This window comes from Streptomyces glaucus, from assembly GCF_039533365.1.
Taxonomy (GTDB): Bacteria; Actinomycetota; Actinomycetes; order Streptomycetales; family Streptomycetaceae; genus Streptomyces; species Streptomyces glaucus.
Window position 1 is genome coordinate 18150 of record NZ_BAAATK010000004.1, and the last position, 19422, is coordinate 37571.

A 19422-nucleotide genomic window follows, 5' to 3' on the forward strand; every position below is an offset into this window, starting at 1 on the left:
CCGGCGCCCTCCGAGGCATGACGCCTTCGGGCTCACTTTCGGCGGCCGACTCCGAGCAACTCGTCAGCAGCCTCGACGGACCCGGGCGTGCCGTTCGCCGGCCGGGCTCCGTCGTCACCGGCTGCTCGAACCGTGGCCGGGTGCCCCGGGGGCTGCCGTCGACGGCGGACCGCAGGTGCGGGGGCGGTGAGGACGACGAGACACGCGATGACGAACACGATGCCGATCCAGCCGCTGACGGAGAGGCGCTCGTCGACGACTTGGACCGCGAGGACAGCCGCTACCGCCGGCTCCAGGAGCGACAGCATGGTCGCCATGCTCGCGCGCACATGAGCCAGTGCCCAGCCGAACAGCAGGTAGCCGGTGAACATCGGCACCAGGGCCATGTAGATGCCGACGGCCGCATTCGACCAGGAGTCGACGAGCGGGGCCCCGGTGAGGGCCAGAACCGGCAGGAGCAGAAGACCGCCGAGCCCGAAGACGGCGCCCATCGCCGCCCGGGAGGGAACCTCGTGGGTGATGAGCCGGTGCGCGGCCCAGGCGTAGACGGCGTACGTGGCCGCCGCCACCAGGCCGAGGCCCACGCCGAGCAGCGTGGTGACCGTGGCTGCCGCTTCGGCGCTCCCGCCGGTGCCGGCGGCTTCGGCGGCGCACAGCAGCGTGGTGCCCAGCAGGCCCAGGAAAGCTGCGGTCATCCAGCGCCGGGTGAGCCGACGGCCGTCCACCGCGCGTTCGATCAGGGCGGAGACCAGCGGCGCGGTGCCGATCGACACCACCGTGCCGACGGCCACTCCTGCCAGGTGCATGGAACTGTAGAACGCCAGGGGATAGACCGCCACGGACACGGCGCCGAGCGCGACCGTGCCGCGCCGGTCGCGGAGCAGCGGTGCGGCACGGCGGAGTTGCGGCGCGGCGAACAACGCCTGCAGCAATCCGCCTACGCCCATGGCCACGGCGCCGATGGCGAGCGGACCGACATCGGGGGCGAACGTGGCCGCGGTGCCCGTCGTGCCCCACAGGACGGAGGCGGCCAGCACGCACAGCGCTCCCATGCCGACGCCGGCGGGCCGCCTCACAGTCGGTCCAGGAGGGTCTCGGCGATGGACCGGGCGTGCCGGAGGCGGCTGTCGTCACCTTCGAGGCCGGCCCGGGCCATCGCGCCTTCCAGCAGGAAGGCCAGGTGCTCGGCCAGGACCCGGGCCTCCTCCGGGCGTCCCGGCAGGAGCTGCTCGAGGTGACCGGCGATCAGGCGCTCGACCTCCTCCTTGTGGGCGCGTACCACGGCCCTGCCCTCGTGCCCGGCGGGCAGTTCCGCCGCGGCGTTGAGCAGGCCGCACCCGCGGAAGCCGTACGCGTAGGCGAACGCCGCATGATCCGCATAGGCGTCGAAGACCGCCAGCACGCCCGCGCGCGGGCCCCGGGCCTGCCGGAGACGCGCCCGGTACAGGCCGAGCCACGTCTCGTGCCGTGCGTCGAGGTAGGCCCTGACCAGGTCGGCTTTGGAAGAGAAGTTGTTGTACAGGCTCATCTTCGCCACGCCGGCCGCAGCGGTGATGGTGTCGATACCGGTCGCCGTCACGCCCTCGGCGTAGAAGCAGCGCTCCGCCGCCTCCAGCAGTCGTTCCCTCGCCGAGCGCCGTCGCGGCCTCTCCGGCGTCTTCGCGGTGGCCTCGCTCATCGTCACCTCTATTGGGTAGACCGGTCTGTCTAGCGTGATGCAGGGTAGCAGAACGGTCATGTCCAGCCGCGAGCGGCCCGGTGGCTCGGGCCGGAGCCGGACCCCTGCTGCCCGGCGGCGGAAGGGCGGCGGGCCGACGGCTGCGCCGGCGGGGAACCGCTGACATGCGAGCCGGGCGTCCTGATCCGGCGGCCCGGGGGTACGGCGCGGGACTGGAGCGGTGGGGCCGCCGTCGAGGACGCCGCCGGCGCCCCGCCGGTGGCGACCCGGTCCGGAGCCGGTGACGAGGTCGTCCGCGCGAGACCGTGCCGTACCGGCTCGGCAGCGCCCGTCTCCCCGCTCTCCCTCGCGTCGTCCTCGGCACCGTCCGCGTCGGAGCCGTGGGGAGGGCCACCCCGATCGGCGGCCCGCGCGGCCGGACGCTGATGAAAGGGTGCTCACCCCGGATCCTCACCGGTCGGCCGTGTCCGGCCCGGCGGCGTGTCCGCCGCACCCGGCAGTCCGGCGCTCCCCGTCCCCCCGGCGTGCTCTGGGGGATTCCCTAGTGACTCGGCGCTCGCGTCCAGGCATGGTGTGGATCGTCGTCGTCAGCCGCACGAAGGTGCGCGCGCACCCCGCGCGCACCTTCCCGAGGCCACGCCTGCGGCGTTCCTCGACGCGGCTCTCGACTGTTGTGCCGGCCCGGAAGGTCCGTGCCCGATCCCGGCCGGGCCCCCGCCCTGTCCGTCGAGCCCCCTCCTGGACGAGAGCACTTCATGGACAGCACATCCCCCGCATCCGGGTTACCCGGCGCCCGGGAGACCCCGCCGGCGCCGGCCCGGTGCGACCGGCCCCGCGCCGAACGGGCCGCGTCGCCTGCCGGCGCCCGGCGCCCGGTCGTACCGTGCGGCTTCGGGGAGGCGCGGGGCGGGGGCGTCCCGGCTCTCGGCCGGTACGGCCGGCGGGCCGGGGGCACGGACCTGGAACCGCGCCGACGGGACCGGCCCGAAGCCGCTGCGGGCCGCGGCCGCCCGCAGCGACGCCCTGTACCGCCACCGGAACGCACCACCGCCCACGGCCGGAGTGCCGCGGCCGCGGATTCCCGCGCCCACGCGCACCGGCGTCGTGCGGGCGCTCCACGCCGTTCGACCGGAAGGAAACAGACGAACCATGCACGTACGCGACCGCGCCCGGGCGGATGCGACGGGCACCGGCCCGGAAACCGACGCCGTGCGCCATCCGCTGACGCCGTATCAGAAGGACATCTGGGCCGCCGAGGCACAGGCGCCGGGCAGCGCGCAGTTCGTCACGGTCATGTGCCAGAGACTGAACGGCCCGGTGGACTCCGGCCTCCTGCGCGAGTGCTTCGAGCACGTGCTGGCCCGCCACGACACGTTCCGCCTGCGCTTCGGGGAGCGGGACGGCGTTCCCTTCCAATGGCTCGCCGACGGCCTCGGGACGGAACGAGGCGACGACGCGGTGGAGCTGGTCGATCTCACCCACGAGCCCGATCCGCGGGCCGCCCGCCGGGCTCGGATCGAGGACGCCAAGACCGTCCCGTTCGAGGTGTCCGGGCGGTCCCTGTTCCGGGCGGCGGTCCTCGTCGAGCGCGAGGACGTCCACCACCTCCTGCTCAAGAGCCACCACCTGCTCATCGACGGCTGGGCCGTCGACCGCCTGCGCAACCAGGTGCTGGAGGAGTACGCCGCCCGGTCACGGGGCGCGGAGCGTGCGCCGGCCGGTCCCGAACCGTCCCCCCTGACGGTGGCGGAGGAACGCGCTCCCTACTTCGCCTCCGCCGAGTACCGGGAAGACCTGTCCTTCCACCGGAACGCGCTCGCCGGCACGGAGCCGACCTTCTTCCCACGCCGCTCGCCCGGCGCCGGGGAGCACCGCGGCGCACCGCGGGCGGCCGGCAGGCACTCGTTCACCCTCCCCGCCCGCCTCGTGCAGCGGATGCGACAGGACGGCGGCTCGCCCTCCGCGTACCTGCTGGCCGCCCTCGGCGTCTACCTGGCGCGAGTGCACCGGACCGACCACGTCGTGGTCGGGGTGCCGTTGCTGAACCGCGTCACCGAGGCGGAGACGGCCGTCGTCACCACGTACGCCAACACCCTCCCCCTGCGCATCGACGTGCCCGGGGACCGGACGCTCGCCGACATCGCCCGCGACGTGCGGCGGTCGCTCAACGCCTTGCGCGAGCACCAGCGCGTGCCGGCCGGAGACGTCGTCAGGGACTTCGCGGCCGGCGGCTCCCGCGACCGGCGCCTGTACGACGTCACGTTCTCCTATCTGCGGCTGGAAAAGCGGGTGCCGCTCGAAGGGATCGACGCCGAACCGCCCCTGCACTTCGCGCCGCCGCACGACCGGGAGGCGCTCGCCGTTCACGTCACCGTCTTCCCCGGCCAGGAGGACCTGACCGTCGATCTGTGCTACTCGGCCGACGTGTTCGACGAGGACCTGCCCGCCGAAGCGGTGGCCGGGCACCTCACCGAACTCGTCACCCAGGGCCTGGGCGCGCCGCGACAGCCGGCCCGCGCGCTGACGATGCTCGGGCGGAGCGAGCAGGAGACGCTGCGGCGCCTGGGCCGGGGACCGCGCGTGCCGTACGCGGCGGACAGGACGCTGCACAGCCTTTTCGAGGAGCAGGCCCGGCGCACCCCGGACCGGCCCGCGGTCCGGGCCGCCGACGGCACCGTCCTCACCTACGCCCGGCTCGACGCCCGCGCCAATCAGGTCGCCCGTGCGCTCAGGCGGCGCGGCATCGGCCCGCAGGACCGGGTGGCCCTGCTGATGGAGCGGGGCCCGCAGCTGCTCACCGGCCTGCTGGGCGTGTTGAAGGCCGGCGGCGCGTACGTGCCGGTCGATCCCGCCTACCCGGAGCGGCGCATCGCCCATGTGCTCGCCGACAGCGGCGCCAAGGCCGTGCTGAGCGAGGCGGCCCGGCACGTCCCGGCGGAGGTCCCCGTCCTGCCGGTTCAGGACCTCCTGGAGGGCCCGTCCGGACCGGTGGAGCCCGTCGGGACGTCGCGCGGTCTCGCGTACGTGATCTACACCTCCGGTTCCACGGGGCAGCCCAAGGGCGTGATGGTCGAGCACCACTCGGTGGTCAACCGCCTCGCCTGGATGCAGCGGGCCCACCCCATCGGAGCCGGCGACGTCGTCCTGCAGAAGACCCCCGCCACGTTCGACGTGTCGGTGTGGGAACTGCTGTGGTGGGGCCTGGTGGGCGCCTCGGCCGCTCTGCTGGAGCCGGGGGGCGAGAAGGATCCCTTGTCGATCCTGCGGTGCGTCGCCGAGCGCGGGGTGACCGTCCTGCACTTCGTGCCGTCCATGCTGGGGCCCTTCCTCGACACCCTGGAGGAGCGTCCGGAACTGCGTGCCCGCACGCGGACGCTTCGCTACGTCTTCTGCAGCGGCGAGGCGCTGCCGCCCGCCCGCGTCGAGCAGTTCCACCGGGTCTTCGAAGCCGGCGCGGCGGCCGGCGGACCACCCGTGCTCGTCAACCTCTACGGGCCGACGGAGGCCACCGTCGACGTCTCGGCCCACCGGTGCCCGGCCCCGGCGGGGCCCGTCACCAGGGTTCCGATCGGACGGCCCATCGACAACATCGACCTGTACGTCATGGACACGGCCGGTCAGCCGCAGCCCGTCGGAGTGCCGGGGGAGCTGTGGATCGGCGGCGTGGGAGTGGCCCGCGGATACCTGAACCGGCCGGAACTGACCCGGGAGAAGTTCCTCGCCGATCCGTCCGTTCCCGGCGGCCGGCTGTACCGCACCGGCGATCTCGTGCGGTGGCTCTCCGACGGAAACCTCGAGTACCTGGGCCGGCTGGACGGGCAGGTGAAGATCCGGGGCAACCGCGTCGAGCTGGGCGAGGTCGAGGACGCGCTGCGGCGGCTGCCCGGCGTCCGGGACGCCGTCGCCGCCAAGCGCGACCGCCGGGACGGGGAGAGCCACCTCGTGGGGTACTACGTGCCGGACGAGGAGGGCGCCGGCGACCCGCAGACCATGCGCGAGCGCCTGACCGCGCTGCTTCCCGGGTTCATGATCCCGGCACGGCTCGTGGCGGTGGACCGGATACCGCTCGGCGCGACCGGCAAGGCCGACCGGAAGGCGCTCCCCGATCCCGAGGAGACCGGCGGCCCGGCGGCCCGTGACCGGACGCCGCCCCGGACACCGACCGAGGAGGCGCTCGCCGGGATCTGGGCCGAGGTGCTCGGCACCGGTCCCGTCTTCCGGCACGACGACTACTACGCGCTCGGCGGCGACTCGCTCCAGATGCTGCGCATCCGCTCACTGGCGGAGCAGCGCGGCATCCGCATCGACCTGGGTGACCTGGTCCGGCACCCGACCCTGGCGGCGCTCGCGGCCCGCGCCACGCCCTGCGCGGCGGCCACCGGGACCGCCGAAGCGGATCCGGCGCCGTTCGCCCTGGTGTCCGCGGTGGACCGGGCGCGGCTGGGCGACGCCGTCGACGCCTTCCCCCTGACCCGGCTGCAGCTCGGCCTGATCTACCACAGCCGCCGCCACGAGCGGTCCGCCGTCTACCACGACGTGTTCCGCTACCGGCTGGCCATGGAGTGGGACGAGGGCCGCTTCCGCCGGGCCTTCGACCGGCTCGTCGCCCGTCATCCCGCACTGCGCTCCTCCTTCGGCCTCGGCGGCTTCACGGAGCCGCTGCAGATCGTCCGCCCGGGGATCGCCGGGGGACTGGAGACGGTCGACCTGCGGGGGACGGCCGAGGACGAGGCGGAGGCGCTGATCGGCGCCCATGTCGAGGAGCGCCGGTTCCACCGGTACCGGTTCGAGGAAGCGCCCCTGTACCTGTTCCGCGCCCATGTCCGCGAGCACGCCGTCGACCTGGTGCTCAGCTTCCACCACGCCCTGCTGGACGGCGGCAGTGTCGCCGTGCTCCTGCGCGAACTCCTTCAGGACTACCTGCACTTCACGGACCGGAGCCTTCCGGCCGTGCCGGACGGCCCGCTGCCCGGCGCGGCCCAGTACGTGCGGCAGGAGCGCGAGGCCCTGGCCGACCCGGCCGCACGGGAGCACTGGAACCGCGTGCTGTCCGGCACCCGGGCGCTGCGGCTCGACGGCTTCGCGTCGGCCGAGCCCCCGCGCGAGAACCGCGCATCCGTGCACCACGGCCGCGTGCCCGACGAACTGGCCGACGCGGTACGCGACTTCGCGCGACGGCACGCCGTCCCCGTCAAGTCGGTGCTCTTCGCCGCGCACTGCCAGACGCTGCGGACGTACACGTCCCTCGACGGCGACCTCACCGTCGGCCTGATCACCCACGGGCGGCCGGAGAGGACGGGCGCGGACCGCATGACCGGCCTGTTCCTGAACACGATCCCCGTACGGCTGCCCGGCCCGGGCGGCGGCCCCGCCGACCGGATCGGCGCCGTCCGTGACCTGTTCCACCAGGAACGGTCCGGCCGGCCCCACCAGCGCTACCCGCTGAGCGCGATGCAGGAGGAACGCGGCGGCACACCCGTGCTGCACACCGCCTTCAACTACGTCCACTTCCACGTCCTGTCCGAGGTGCTGCGCTCGCCCGCCGTCCGGCTCGAGTCCTTCCTGACCTGGGAGGAGACCGACTTCCAGCTTCTGGTCAACGTCTTCGTCGACCCCGTCGACGGCACCATGCGCCTGCGGATCGACGGTGACGGCCGCACCATCACCCCCCGCCAGACGGAACTGCTGGCCGACACCTTCCTGAAGGTCCTCCGGCGCACCGTCACGCATCCCGGGGAGCGGCCGGACACCGCCTTCCTCCCGCCCGCGCTGCCCCGCGCCGCGACGGACGCGGCCTGGACGGACGACGTCGTGACGCTCTTCGACCGGCAGGCCGCCGGGACGCCGGACGCCGTCGCCGTCCTGACCGGCGGCGGCACACCCCGGAAGTGGACGTACCGGCAGCTGGCCCGGGCGTCGGAGCACGTGGCGGCGCGGCTGCTGGAGCAGGGCGTCGGGCCCGGCGACCGGGTCGGGATCGCCATGGACCGCGAACCCGAGACGATCGCCGCCGTGCTCGGCACGGCCATGTCCGGCGCGGCCTGCGTCCCGCTGGACACCGGCTATCCCGCGGCGCGGATCGCCGCCATGGTGGACCAGGCCCGGCCCGCCAAGGTCATCGCGCACCGGGCGCACGCACACCTGGTCCCCGACCCGGACCTGATCATCGAGGCCGAGCCGCTCTTCGACGCCGTCCGCCGCCGGACGGACAGCGGCAGCGCGCCGAGGTGTCCCGCCGCCGACCTCGAAAGCACCGCGTACGTCCTGTTCACCTCCGGCTCGACGGGACGGCCCAAGGGCGTCGCCATGCCCCACCGGTCCCTGGCGAACCTGGTCGGCTGGCAGACGAGGCAGCCCAGCGGGGCCGCCGGCGGCACCACGGCGCTGTATGCGCCGCTCAGCTTCGACGTCTCCTTCCAGGAGATCTACTCCACGCTCTGCTCCGGCGGCACCCTGCGGCTGGTCTCCGCGGCCGAACGCCGGGACATGACCGCCCTGCTGCGGCTGCTCGACGAGGACGGGGTGGAGCGGATCTTCCTGCCGTACGTGGCCCTCCAGCGGCTCGCCGAGGCGTACGTCACCCGCGGCACGGCCCCGCGACGCCTGCGCGTGGTGATCTCCTCCGGGGAGCAACTGCGGGTGACCGACGAGATCCGCCGCTTCGTGGCGGCGCTGCCCGGGGCGATCCTGCAGAATCAGTACGGTCCCACCGAGTCGCACGTGGTGACCAGCCACACCCTGACCGGCGACCCCGCCGCGTTTCCGTCGATCGCCCCGATCGGCACCCCGATCGACGGCGTCGAGGTCCATGTGCTCGACCCGCACGGACGCCCGGTCCCGGCCGGTGTGCGGGGGGAACTGCACCTGTCGGGAGCGGCCCTCGCGGACGGCTACCTCGACGCCCCCGGACCGACCGCCGAACGCTTCGTCGCCCTCGACCTGCCCACCGGCACCGGCGGCGTCCGGCGGCGCACCGCCTACCGCACCGGCGACGTGGGACTGGTCCTCCCCGACGGGACCCTGGTGTACGGGGGGCGCCGCGACGAACAGGTGAAGGTCGGCGGCCACCGCGTCGAACCCGCCGAGGTGGAACTCGCCATCGGCCGGATCGCGGCGGACGACCCGGACACCGGCATCACCGAGGCGGCCGTGGTGGCCAGGGAACGCGCGCACGGGGAGACGGTCCTCGTCGCGTTCCTGGTGGGGGACCCCGCACGGACGCGGGTGAGCAGGCTCCGGGAGCGGCTGCACGAGGCACTCCCGTCGTACATGGTGCCGGCGCACTTCGAGTGGCTCGACCGCCTGCCGCTGACGCCCAGCGGCAAACGCGACGACCGGGCCCTGCGCGACCTGCCCCTGACCCACCGCCCGGCGGGGCCGCGGTCCGCTCCGCGCGATGCCCTGGAGCGCCGGCTCGCCGACATGGCGGCCGAACTGCTCGGCCTCGACGGCATCGGGACGACCGAGTCGTTCTTCGACCTGGGCGCCACCTCCCTCACCGCGATGCGCCTCGTCGCCCGGATCGAGCAGCGGTACGGGGTGAGCGTCCCGATGTCGGCCTTCATCTCCGCGCCCACCGTGGCGGACCTCGCCGGGCTGCTGCGGTCCAGGGGGGCCGTCGCACGGTTCGACCCCCTCGTGCCGATCCGTACCACCGGCACCGGACGGCCCCTGTTCCTCGTTCACCCGATGGGCGGCAACGTCCTGTGCTACCTGCCCCTGGCCCGGCACCTGCCCGAGGACCAGCCCCTGTACGCGCTCCAGGCCGCCGGGGGCGACGCGGGCACCGTGCCCCTGGAGTCCGTGCCGGAGCTGGCCGCCTCCTACCTGCGGGCCCTGCGCCGTGCGCAGCCGGACGGACCGTACGCCCTGGGCGGCTGGTCCTTCGGCGGCTTCGTGGCCTTCGAGATGGCCCGGCAGCTGCGGGCGGCCGGCGAGCGGGCGGACCGGGTGCTGCTGCTGGACACGGTCGCGCTCGGTCCGGACGCCCGGCGCGACGCGTACACCGACGAGGCGCTCGTCGGCTGGTTCTTCCGGGAACTGCTCCTGACGGGCCGCGGCAGCGACGCCGGCGAGGTGCAGCTCCCGCGCGAACCGGCCACCCTCGACGAGAAATTCGCCTTCGTCGCCAGGACCGCCGCCGACCTGGGCGTCCTGCCCCCGGACGGCGGCATCGCACTGGTGCGCCGGCTGTTCCACATGTACGCCGCGCACTGGCGGGCCACGATCGCCTACCAGCCGAAGGACACCGACGTCGACATCACACTGCTGCGGGCGACCGAGCCCCTTCCGCGGGTGCTGGTGCCGATGCACAGCGCGGGAAACACCCTGCACCAGGATCCGGCCAACGGCTGGCGGTCGATGACGAGCGGCACCGTCGACGTGGTCCCGGTACCGGGCGACCACCTCACCCTGATGGAGGAGCCGCACGTGCGCGACGTCGCCCGGACCGTGGCCCGCCTGGTGCGGACCGACCGCCCGCACCCCGGACCGTCCCGTCCCCGTGCACAGGAAGGACTGTGACATGCCACAGCCGGCATCCTCGCCCAGAGTCGTCGTCGTCGGAGCGGGAATCGGCGGCCTCGCGGCGGCCGTCGCCCTGCAGCGCGTCGGCATCCGGGCCGAGGTGTACGAACGCGCCGAGGCCCTGCGCCCGGCCGGCTCCGGCCTGTCCGTGATGGCGAACGCCGTACTGGCGCTGCGGGCCCTGGACATCGACCTCGGCCTGGAGAAGCGGGGCCGGACGATCGAGCGCAGCGACCTGCTGGACGCACGCGGCCGCCTCCTGCGCTCGATGCCCTTCCGGGAAGCCGGCGAGCGGCTCGGAGCCTCCAGCGTCCTCGTGTGCCGCGGCGACCTCCAGGCCGCCCTCCTGGACGCGCTGGGAGAAGGCAGGGTGACCCTGGGCGCCGCCGCCACGGGGTACGAGGTGACCGGCACCGGCGTCCGCGTCCGCTTCGAGGACGGGCGGGAAGCCGTCGGCGACGTCCTCGTCGGAGCCGACGGCATCAACTCGGTGATCCGCGCGCAGCGGACCGGAGCCGCCGAGCCCCGGGGGGCCGGCTACATCTGCTGGCTCGCCGTGACGCCGTTCGAGCATCCGCGCTTCACCGAGGGCTTCAACGCCCACTACTGGGGGCGCGGACGCCGCTTCGGCCTGCACGACGTGGGCCACGGGCGGGCGTACTGGTGGGGGACGCGGAACATGCCCGCGGAGTCGGCCCGCACCTGGAACGGGGACAAGGAACAGATCCTCGGGGCCTTCGCCGGCTGGGCGGACGAAGTGCAGGAGGCGATCCGGGTGACGCCCGCCGACGCCGTCCTGGGCGTACCCGCCCAGGACCGCCCCTTCCTCGACCAGTGGGGTGACGGACCGGTGACCCTGCTGGGCGACGCCGCGCACCCCATGCTGCCCAGCCTCGCGCAGGGCGGCAGCAGCGCCATCGAGGACGCGGTCGTCCTGGCGCAGTGCCTGCGCGCCCACCCGGAACCGGTCGCCGCCCTGAGGGCCTACGAGGAGCGGCGGCGGGAGCGCACCCGCGAAATGGTCGAGGTCTCCCGCCGGTTCAGCGATCTGGAGCAGCTCGACAACCCCGCGCTGTGCGTCCTGCGCGACCTGTACCTGCGGCTCGCTCCGCGATCGGCCCTCTTCCGGCCGTTCGAACGCGCCCTCACCCCGCACCTGCTTCAGGAAGGAGCTCGGTCATGACCCGCCCGCCCCCCTCCGAGGCCGAGAAAGTGGTCCTGCGCTACCTCGAGGCGCTGAACGACCGCGACGCCGACACGCTCACGGCCATGATCGCCCCCGATGCCGTCTTCACCGTCCCCGGCGACCACCCCCTGGCCGGCACCTGGCGCGGGCTGCCCGAGATCGTCGAGAAGTTCATGCTGCCGATGGGCGCCTTGTTCGCCCCCGACGCCGGCTACGTCACGGAAGTCACGGGGACCGTGGCGGAAGGGGACCGGGTCGTGGTTCTGTGCACCTCCCGTTCGAGGACCCGGCGCGGGGAGCCCTACGAAATGGACGCCAGCGTCCTGTTCACGGTCCGGGAGGGGAAGGTCTGCGGCATGCGCGAGTTCTTCGACACGCAGTACTTCACCCGCATGCTGTTCCCGGACACCTGACGGGGTCGCGGGCCGCCGGCCCGGCGGAGGGCGGCCCGGCGTCCGCAGCCGCCCGTCGCGACGGCCCGAGGGCCGCCGTCGCCGGCCGTCGCCGGACGCGATCCGTCGCCCGGTCACGGGCGGGATCCCGGGCGGGCGCCGCCCGTGGGCCTCCCGGCCGGGGCCGGGCCCGCGCCTTCCTCCGCCGGCTCGTGCCGTGACCCGCGACGATCCCGCGAAGCCGCGGCAGGCGGGGCGGCCGGCTTCGTGCCGCGCGGGGCGGCGCCGCGGCCGTCGAGCTCGATGGCCAGCGGGGCGGCGGTGAAGACCGACGAGTACGTGCCCACCGCGAGCCCGATCAGCAGGGCGAGGGCGAAGTCGGTGAGGGAGCTCCCGCCCAGTACGGCCAGCGCGGTGAGGACGAACGCCGCCCCGATGCCGGTGTTGACGGTGCGCGGGAACGTCTGGAGGATCGCCCGGTTGGCGACCTGGGCCGGCGGAGCCCCGCGGTGCCGGGACCGCAGCTCGCGGATGCGGTCGAAGACCACGACCGAGTCGTTCACGGAGTAGCCGATCACGGTGAGCAGCGCCGCCAGGAACACCCCGTCGACCGGCTTGCCCAGCCAGGCGAAGATCCCGATCAGGATCACCACGTCGTGCGCCAGGGCGCCCACCGCCGCCGTGCCGAACGTCCAGCGGAACCGGACGGCGAGATACAGCAGTTGCGCCCCCAGGGCCAGGCCGAGCGCGATCAGGGCGTTGCGGCGCAGCTCGTCGCCGAGGCTCGGGCCGATCAGCTCGTCGCGGACCTTCTCCGCCCCGCCGCCGAGCCCGCCGACGACTTCGGCGACCTCGGCCGCCTCGGCGTTGCCCAGCTTCTCGGTGCGCACCGTCAGCCCGTCGTCCCCGGAGGACTGGACGACGGCCTGGGGGAAGCCCGCGTCGGCCAGGGCGGCGCGCGCCCGGTCGGGATCGACGGGCCGGGCCGTGGAGTACTCGATCAGCCGGCCCCCGGTGAACTCCACGCCGAAGTCCAGGCCGCGCACCGCGACGCCCGAGGCCGTGAGGACGAGCACGCCCGCGGAGACCGCGAGCCAGCGGCGCGGGCGGCGCATCAACTGAGGGTCGCGCCGGGTGAGGAGGTCACGGACCCGGCCGGTGGAGGCGATGCCGGTGGAGCGGGGCCGGCGGTGCACCCAGCGGCGGGCCACGGCGTACTCGGCGAGCACGCGGGTGATGAGCAGCGTGCTGATCATGGAGGCGAGGACGCCGATGCCCAGGGTCACGCCGAAGCCGCGCACCGGCCCGGAGGCGAACAGGAAGAGCAGCACCGCCGCGATCAGCGTGGTGATGTTGGAGTCGGCGATGGCGCTGAACGCGCCCTTGAATCCGGCGGTCAGAGCGGAGCGGCCGCTGGGCCGCCTGCGGGCGGCGTACTCCTCGCGGGCGCGCTCGAAGACCAGGACGTTGGCGTCCACCGCCATGCCGATCGTCAGCACGAAACCGGCCAGGCCCGGCAGGGTGAGCGTGGCGCCGAGGGCGGCCAGGGCGGCGTAGGAGATCAAGCCGTAGCAGGCCAGGGCGAGGACGGCCAGGATGCCCATGAGCCGGTAGACGACGACGATGAACACCGCGGTCAGGGCCGTGCCGACGACGGCCGCCCAGGTGCTCGCGGCGACGGCCTCGGCGCCCAGGGTCGGGCCGACGGTCCGCTGCTCCACCGTCTCGACCGGCACGGGCAGGGCGCCGCCGTGGATCAGCAGGGCGAGTTCGCGGGCCTCGTCGCTGCTGAAGGACCCGGTGATCTGGGTGGAGCCGCCGGTGATGCCGGCGCCGCAGGAGACGGACGGATCGACCTGCGGGGAGGAGATGATCTTGTCGTCCAGCACGATCGCCACCCGGCGCTGCGGGTCGCCCGCCGGGTGGCAGGCGGCCTCGCCGGTCAGCCGGGCCCAGCCCTCGTCGTCCTCGAAGTCGACGGTGACGTGCCAGCCGGCGCCGCTCTGCGGGTCGAAGCGCGCCTCGGCGCCCTCGACGTCCCGGCCGGTGAGGGACGCGGCGCCCAGGCGGAGCCGCTCACCGGACTCGTCGGGGAGCAGGCGCTCGTCCTTGCCCTTCGGCCGGCCGGAGCCGGGGCCGAGGACCGGGTGGACGGAGAGCTGCGCGGTGCGGCCGAGGACGTCGGCGGCCTTGCGCGGGTCCTGGACGCCGGGCAGCTCGACGATGATCCGGTTGTCCCCGGAGGGGACGATGGTGGGTTCGGAGACGCCGAGCGCGTCGATACGGCCGCGCAGGACCTCCAGGGTGCGGCCGGTGGCCTCCTTGTCGGCCTCGGCGGTGGGGGTGGAACGGGTCTCCAGCACGATCTGGGTGCCGCCGCGCAGGTCCAGTCCCAGACGGACGGGGACGGTGGCGGCGATGTACAGCGACAGGGCGATCACGGCGAGCGCGAACAGCGCCCTGACGCGGGCGGGACGTTTCACGAATGCCTCCGGCGGGCACGCCGCGGCCGGCAGGCGCGCGGCGGGGAAGAGGTGGGGACGGGGCTCAGGTGCCGGAGGCCGAGGGAGGAGCCCGTCCGAGATCGGACGGCGTGTGCGCCGCGTCGGGCTGCGCATGCCCGGCCACGGGGGCGGGCCGCGTCGGCCGGGGCGGAACGCGCGGGGCGCACGCGGAGGCGAGAAGCAGGTGATCGCCGGGCGCCGGGCGCTCACCACCGTCCCGCTGCGGCCGGACGAGGAGGGTGCGCGCGCCGACGCGGGCGTCGTCGGTACGGGGGTGGGTGCCGGCGGAGTGGAAGACGGGGGGCGGGTCCGTGCCGGGAACGGGCGCGAGGGCGTACGGGCCCGGGAGAGAGGAGGACGGGGGGACGGGTGCGGCCCGGGACGGGATCGTGGCGGCGGCCGGGATCCGGGCCGCCGGGACGGTCCGGCCCGAACCCGCGGTGAGGGCCGAGGCGGGACCCGGCCACGGCGGTGAGGACGTCGCGGAGCCGGACGCCCGGCCGGCCGGGCCGACGCCCCCGTCGCCGGTGGAGCCGAGGCCGAGGACCAGCAGGACGGCGGCCAGGGCGGCGACGGCCGCCACGGCGCGCAGCGCGAGCGGAGCGGCAAGGCCCGGCCGTTCACGGCCGGGGACCCGGCGGAACCGGCACCGAGGACGTGCGGCCCGCCCCGGCGGGCGGGAACCGGCCTCGTTCCGAGCCTCGCGCGTGCGCGGGCGAGTCGTGTGCGGGGGGCGGGCCCCGTGGCCGTGCCGGCCGGTCGTCAAGGCTCCACCAGACCCGCGCGGATGGCGTACCGGGTCAGGTCCAGGCGATCGCGCAGACCGAGTTTGTGCAGGAGGTTCTCGCGGTGGCGCTGCACCGTCTTGACGCTGATGACCAGCAGCTCGGCGATCTCCTTCGAGGAGTGCCCCTCGGCGACCAGCTTCAGCACCTCCTCCTCGCGTGGCGTCAGCAGCTGCTCGGGCGCCTCCTCGCCGTGCCGCACCCGCTCCAGATAGGTGCGGATCAGCGCGGTCACCGCCCCCGGGTACAGGAACGGCTCGTCCCGCATCGCGGCCCGGCACGCCGCGACCAGATCGCGGTCGGCGACGGACTTCAGGACGTAGCCGCTCGCCCCGGCCTTGAGCGCCTGGAACAGGTACTGCTCGTTGTCGTGCATCGTCAGCATCAGGATGCGCGGAGCCGGCCGCAGCCCGGCCAGTTCGCGCGCGGCCTGGAGACCGGTCATGCGCGGCATGGCGATGTCCAGCACCGCCAGGTCGACCTCGTGGGTGCGCGCCAGGGCGATCGCCTCCGCGCCGTCGCCGGCCTCGGCGACCACCTCCAGATCCGGCTCCCTGTCGAGGATCAGCCGCACCCCGCGCCGTACCAGCGCGTGGTCGTCGGCGAGCAGGATCCGGATCGTGGCCGGGTGGGGGGCGTCGTGGTTCATGGCTGCTTCCTGAGGGCGGGCACGGTCAGCCGGATGCGGGTACCGGCGGACGTCGCGGGCGAGATGTCCAGGGCGGCCCCGATGAGCAGGGCGCGTTCGCGCATGCCGCGGATCCCGGCGCCCTCACGGGCGGCCCCGATGCCGCGGCCGTCGTCGCTCACCTCGAGGACGACGGAGCCGTCGCCGCGCCGCAGGCTCACCTCGACGCACCGCGCCTCGGCGTGCCGGGCGGCGTTGGTCAGCCCCTCCTGCGCCACCCGGTAGATCACGAGTTCGGCCTCGTGGTCCAGCGGGGGCAGGTCGGCGTCGAAGCGGCGCACCACCCGCAGCCCGGTGTGCGTGGCGAACTCCGTGGCGAGCGAGGTGACCGCGCTGACCAGGCCGAGATCGTCCAGCACGCCCGGACGCAGGCGGCGCACCAGCCGGCGGACCTCGTCCAGGCTCTCCCGGGTGATCTCCTGCGCCTGCTGGAGCTCACCGCGCAGCAGACCGGACGCCTCGTCCGAGGCCCGCTTCAGCGCCAGCAGGATCGCGGTCATGCTCTGCCCGACCTCGTCGTGCAGCTCCTGCGCGATGCGGCGGCGCTCCGCCTCCTGCGCGAGCAGGGCGCGGGCACTGCTCACGGCACGCTCCTTCTCCAGCCGCTCCAGCATGGCGTTGAACGTACTGACCAGCTCGGCGACTTCACCGCCCCCGCGCACCGGGAGCCGCTGCCCCGGGCGCAGCAGGTCGACGGTGGTCATCAGCCGGGTCACCCGGTCCAGCGGGGCGAGGCCGATCCGCAGCAGAGCCGCGTTGGCGACCAGCATCACGCCCAGGCCGACCACCAGGATGATCGCCTCGGTCAGCAGCACGGGGACGGACACGGTCACCGGAGCCCACAGCAGCAGCGCGGTGGCCGTACCCAGCACCACCGCGTTGAGCCCGAAGATCCGCCAGTACAGGGACACGGAGGTCACGCCTTCCTCTCACTCGTCTGCCTCTACTGTCGGTCACCGCAGCGTCCGGTGCGGCCGGCGGCCCCCTGGTCCCGGCGGACAGCGGCCAGCATGCACGGCGTCCGGCCCCCGCGTCGATGGGCCCTGACCCCCATTTCCGGCGGTCCGCCGACCCATGCCGTACGGACTGGGCCGGCGGACCCGGCGCAGATGGGTACCGCGCCCGATGGGCCCCGGGCGGGGGAGCGGCGAGAGTGGGAGCACCACCCGTCCAGCACCCCAGGAGGATCCGGTGTCGCCCGACGCCCCCCGCACCGCCCCGCGCCCCGCCCACCCGGCCGCCGACGAGGTCCGCCGGCGCCTCGAACACGCCCGCACGACCCGGCTGGCACAGCTCAAGGCGCTCGACGAGACCGGGAGCAGTTCCGGCGACCACCTCCTGTCCCACCAGAAGGACGCCATCAAGCGCATCCTCGCGGAGATCGACGCGGCCTTCGCGCGCGTCCACGACGGCACCTACGGCATCTGCCTGGGCTGCTCCAAGCCCGTCCCGCCGGAGCGGCTGGAGATCCTCCCGCACACCCGGCACTGCGTCGCCTGCCAGCACCGCGCGGCCTGAGCCCGCCCCGTCCCGTACTCCTCCCGCTCTGCCCAAGGGGTGAAGGTGGTGACCCACCGGACCGTCACCGGTGAGCCCGGCGCGGCCCTCCGGCCCGAGGACCTCATCGCGCTGCGCGAGAACCTGCACGAACAGCGGCTGTTCCGCGAAGAGCAACTGCGGCAGATCGCCGCCGACTCCCCGTACCGTCCCGGCGATCCGCACGAGCCGCAGGCCGCCGCCCGGATCGAGGTCGGGGTGAAACTCGCCGCGTCCGCCCGCATGGTGCTCGCCGACGTCGAGGCGGCGCTCGCCCGCATGGACGAGGGTTCCTACGGCAGCTGCCATCTGTGCCGGCGTCCCGTCGAACGCGAGCGCCTGCTGGTCGTCCCGCAGGCCCGCTACTGCGGCCGCTGCCAGCAGGTCAGGGAGGCTGGCCGATGACCGCGACGGCGCCCGTGCCGCGCGGGTGCACGGCACCCCCTGGCCGCTGTGCCGGCGGTCCTGCCGCAGCCGCGGGGAACAGGAACGACGCCACCGAAGCCGGCGAGGCGGCCGGGGGCGCCGAGAGGGCGCGTACCGCCGCCGGCCGCGGCCGGGACGCCGGCACGGGGGATCACGCCCGGGCCGGGCATGGCCGGTGATCGCTCCGGGGTCCCGGTGTGCGCGGAACCGGGCCTCGACCGCCTTGTCGGGCACCGTGCTCACTCCGGCCCGGCGGACGGGGCGTCCGTCGCGGTCCGACGGCGGTGCCGCCGTCCTGCCCCGGCACCTCGCCGGTGACGCCCCGGCCGTGGGGGCCGGGAAGCGCATGTCACCGGCCGAGGTCAAGACCCGCCGGGTCAGGAGTCCGTCCCGACGGACGGCGGCCGCGAACAGCCGCGGAACGGTGCGGGAACCGCGGTCCCGGCCGGGCCGGCGGCGTGCCCGGCGCGGGGTGGCGCACCGCGCCCGGACCTCGTCTGGCTTCGTTCACATGAAGTAGCAGCGTTTGATCAGCAGTTTGGGCAGCAGTTGGCGATCTTGAGTGCTGCAGATGCTCACGAGAAATGACGTCGCCGTGGTGGGATGCCACCGGAGTGCGGCAGAAGCGGTCCGTCTCTTGATCACCGGTCGTTAGACTCCCGGCGTTCGGATGCTGTCGATGGACTGGAAGGTCGCGCCATGGACGACGACCGTTGGGACGACTGGCCGGAACGGTGGGTCGGCACGGACTGCGACGTGCGGGTGGCCGTCAGCGCGATCCCGCGGGAGGTCAAGGACGGGTTCAGGTACGACGAGGTCCCCTGGCAGCGGTTCCGGCACTTCTACGGCCCGGGCGAGGAGATTCCCGGCCTGCTCGCCACGCTCGCGTCCGGGGACGCCGAAGCTGCCGACGAGGCCTTGCGGCAGCTCTGGACGAGTCTTCACCACCAGGGCGGCACGATCGCAGTGGGGGCACTGGTGGTGCCGTTCCTGCTCCGGATCGCGGCGACCGCGCGCCCCGAACTCCGTGCCCAAACCCTTCGCCTGGTCGCCGAGATCGGCCGGTGTCAGCACATGGGGGACGGATCGCGGGAAGGCCTGCTCCAGGTCGCCGAGGAGCCGTTGATGATCGAGGGCAGCACGATGTGCCCGGTGGACTGGACGATCCAGGCCGCCCGTCAGGCCGTCACGGACGACCTGCACCTTCTGCTCCCGCTTCTCTCCGACCCCGACCCCGAGGTCCGCTCCGTGACCGCCTACGTTCTGGCGGCGGCGACCGGCGAGCTTTCACACGTCTCCTCTGCTCTGCAGTCCAGGCTGGCGAAGGAAGACGAGGCGGTAGTCCGGGTGAGCTTGATCCTGGCGATCGCCCAACTCGCCCGCGAACACCAGGATGAACACGCTCCCAAGTGGGCCCGGGGCCTGTGGTCGGATCCCGGACGACCGCCCGAGGTCCGCATCGGCGCCGGCCTGGCCTGGCTCTGCCTGGTCACCGACCCCGCCCCCGACGAGCTCCGCGCCCTCCTCACCGACCCCGGCACCCGTCAATACGACGACCTGCTCCGGCCGGTGCCATGGCTCACCTGGATCGACCCCACCGGCGTCGGGCTGCGCAGCTGCATCGACGAAATGCTCACGGCGAACGTCCCCGAAACAGTGCTCGACGATCCTTGGGGTGGAGGACCATCAAGCTGAACCATG

12 protein-coding genes are annotated in these 19422 nt (G+C 74.3%); 6 read left to right on the forward strand and 6 right to left on the reverse strand.

What is annotated here, in order from left to right; genetic code table 11:
- Positions 1 to 32 precede the first annotated feature (32 nt).
- On the reverse strand, positions 33 to 1076 hold the full coding sequence (locus ABD363_RS04130; RefSeq protein WP_425577935.1) for a DMT family transporter: 1044 nt from the start codon (positions 1074 to 1076) through the stop codon (positions 33 to 35).
- Positions 1073 to 1678 (reverse strand): TetR/AcrR family transcriptional regulator, encoded by a 606-nt coding sequence (locus tag ABD363_RS04135; RefSeq protein ID WP_344599978.1) that lies wholly within the window; start codon positions 1676 to 1678, stop codon positions 1073 to 1075. The genes ABD363_RS04130 and ABD363_RS04135 overlap by 4 nt, the downstream gene beginning before the upstream one ends.
- Positions 1679 to 2827: 1149 nt before the next feature.
- Here ABD363_RS04135 and ABD363_RS04140 point away from each other — a divergent pair.
- Genes ABD363_RS04140 through ABD363_RS04150 form a run of 3 tightly spaced genes read left to right on the forward strand, consistent with a single transcriptional unit; the run spans position 2828 to position 11803 of the window.
- Positions 2828 to 10201 carry an amino acid adenylation domain-containing protein gene (locus ABD363_RS04140; protein WP_344599979.1) on the forward strand — a complete coding sequence of 2458 codons (7374 nt, stop codon included), beginning with the start codon at positions 2828 to 2830 and terminating at the stop codon, positions 10199 to 10201.
- Position 10202: 1 nt separating this feature from the next.
- Positions 10203 to 11387 carry an FAD-dependent monooxygenase gene (locus tag ABD363_RS04145; RefSeq protein WP_344599980.1) on the forward strand — a complete coding sequence of 395 codons (1185 nt, stop codon included), beginning with the start codon at positions 10203 to 10205 and terminating at the stop codon, positions 11385 to 11387.
- Positions 11384 to 11803, forward strand: coding sequence for a nuclear transport factor 2 family protein (locus ABD363_RS04150; protein WP_344599981.1), 420 nt, complete (start codon positions 11384 to 11386; stop codon positions 11801 to 11803). The genes ABD363_RS04145 and ABD363_RS04150 overlap by 4 nt, the downstream gene beginning before the upstream one ends.
- A 113-nt stretch (positions 11804 to 11916) precedes the next feature.
- Here ABD363_RS04150 and secD read toward each other — a convergent pair whose 3' ends face one another.
- The 4 genes from secD to ABD363_RS04170 form a co-directional block, all read right to left on the reverse strand.
- On the reverse strand, positions 11917 to 14265 hold the full coding sequence (gene secD, locus ABD363_RS04155) for a protein translocase subunit SecD (RefSeq protein WP_344599982.1): 2349 nt from the start codon (positions 14263 to 14265) through the stop codon (positions 11917 to 11919).
- Between the two features lie 64 nt (positions 14266 to 14329).
- On the reverse strand, positions 14330 to 14869 hold the full coding sequence (locus ABD363_RS04160; protein ID WP_344599983.1) for a hypothetical protein: 540 nt from the start codon (positions 14867 to 14869) through the stop codon (positions 14330 to 14332).
- Positions 14870 to 15048: 179 nt separating this feature from the next.
- On the reverse strand, positions 15049 to 15720 hold the full coding sequence (locus tag ABD363_RS04165; RefSeq protein WP_344599984.1) for a response regulator: 672 nt from the start codon (positions 15718 to 15720) through the stop codon (positions 15049 to 15051).
- On the reverse strand, positions 15717 to 16670 hold the full coding sequence (locus ABD363_RS04170) for a HAMP domain-containing sensor histidine kinase (protein ID WP_344600148.1): 954 nt from the start codon (positions 16668 to 16670) through the stop codon (positions 15717 to 15719). The genes ABD363_RS04165 and ABD363_RS04170 overlap by 4 nt, the downstream gene beginning before the upstream one ends.
- 280 nt (positions 16671 to 16950) lie before the next feature.
- Between ABD363_RS04170 and ABD363_RS04175 the strand changes: the two genes are divergently transcribed.
- The 3 genes from ABD363_RS04175 (at position 16951) to ABD363_RS04185 (ending at position 19416) form a co-directional block, all read left to right on the forward strand.
- Positions 16951 to 17277, forward strand: coding sequence for a TraR/DksA family transcriptional regulator (locus ABD363_RS04175; RefSeq protein ID WP_344599985.1), 327 nt, complete (start codon positions 16951 to 16953; stop codon positions 17275 to 17277).
- Positions 17278 to 17322: 45 nt separating this feature from the next.
- Positions 17323 to 17700 carry a TraR/DksA family transcriptional regulator gene (locus ABD363_RS04180; protein ID WP_425577936.1) on the forward strand — a complete coding sequence of 126 codons (378 nt, stop codon included), beginning with the start codon at positions 17323 to 17325 and terminating at the stop codon, positions 17698 to 17700.
- 720 nt (positions 17701 to 18420) lie between these two features.
- Entirely contained in the window at positions 18421 to 19416 is a 996-nt protein-coding gene (locus tag ABD363_RS04185) for a hypothetical protein (protein ID WP_344599987.1), read from the forward strand.
- Positions 19417 to 19422 lie beyond the last annotated feature (6 nt).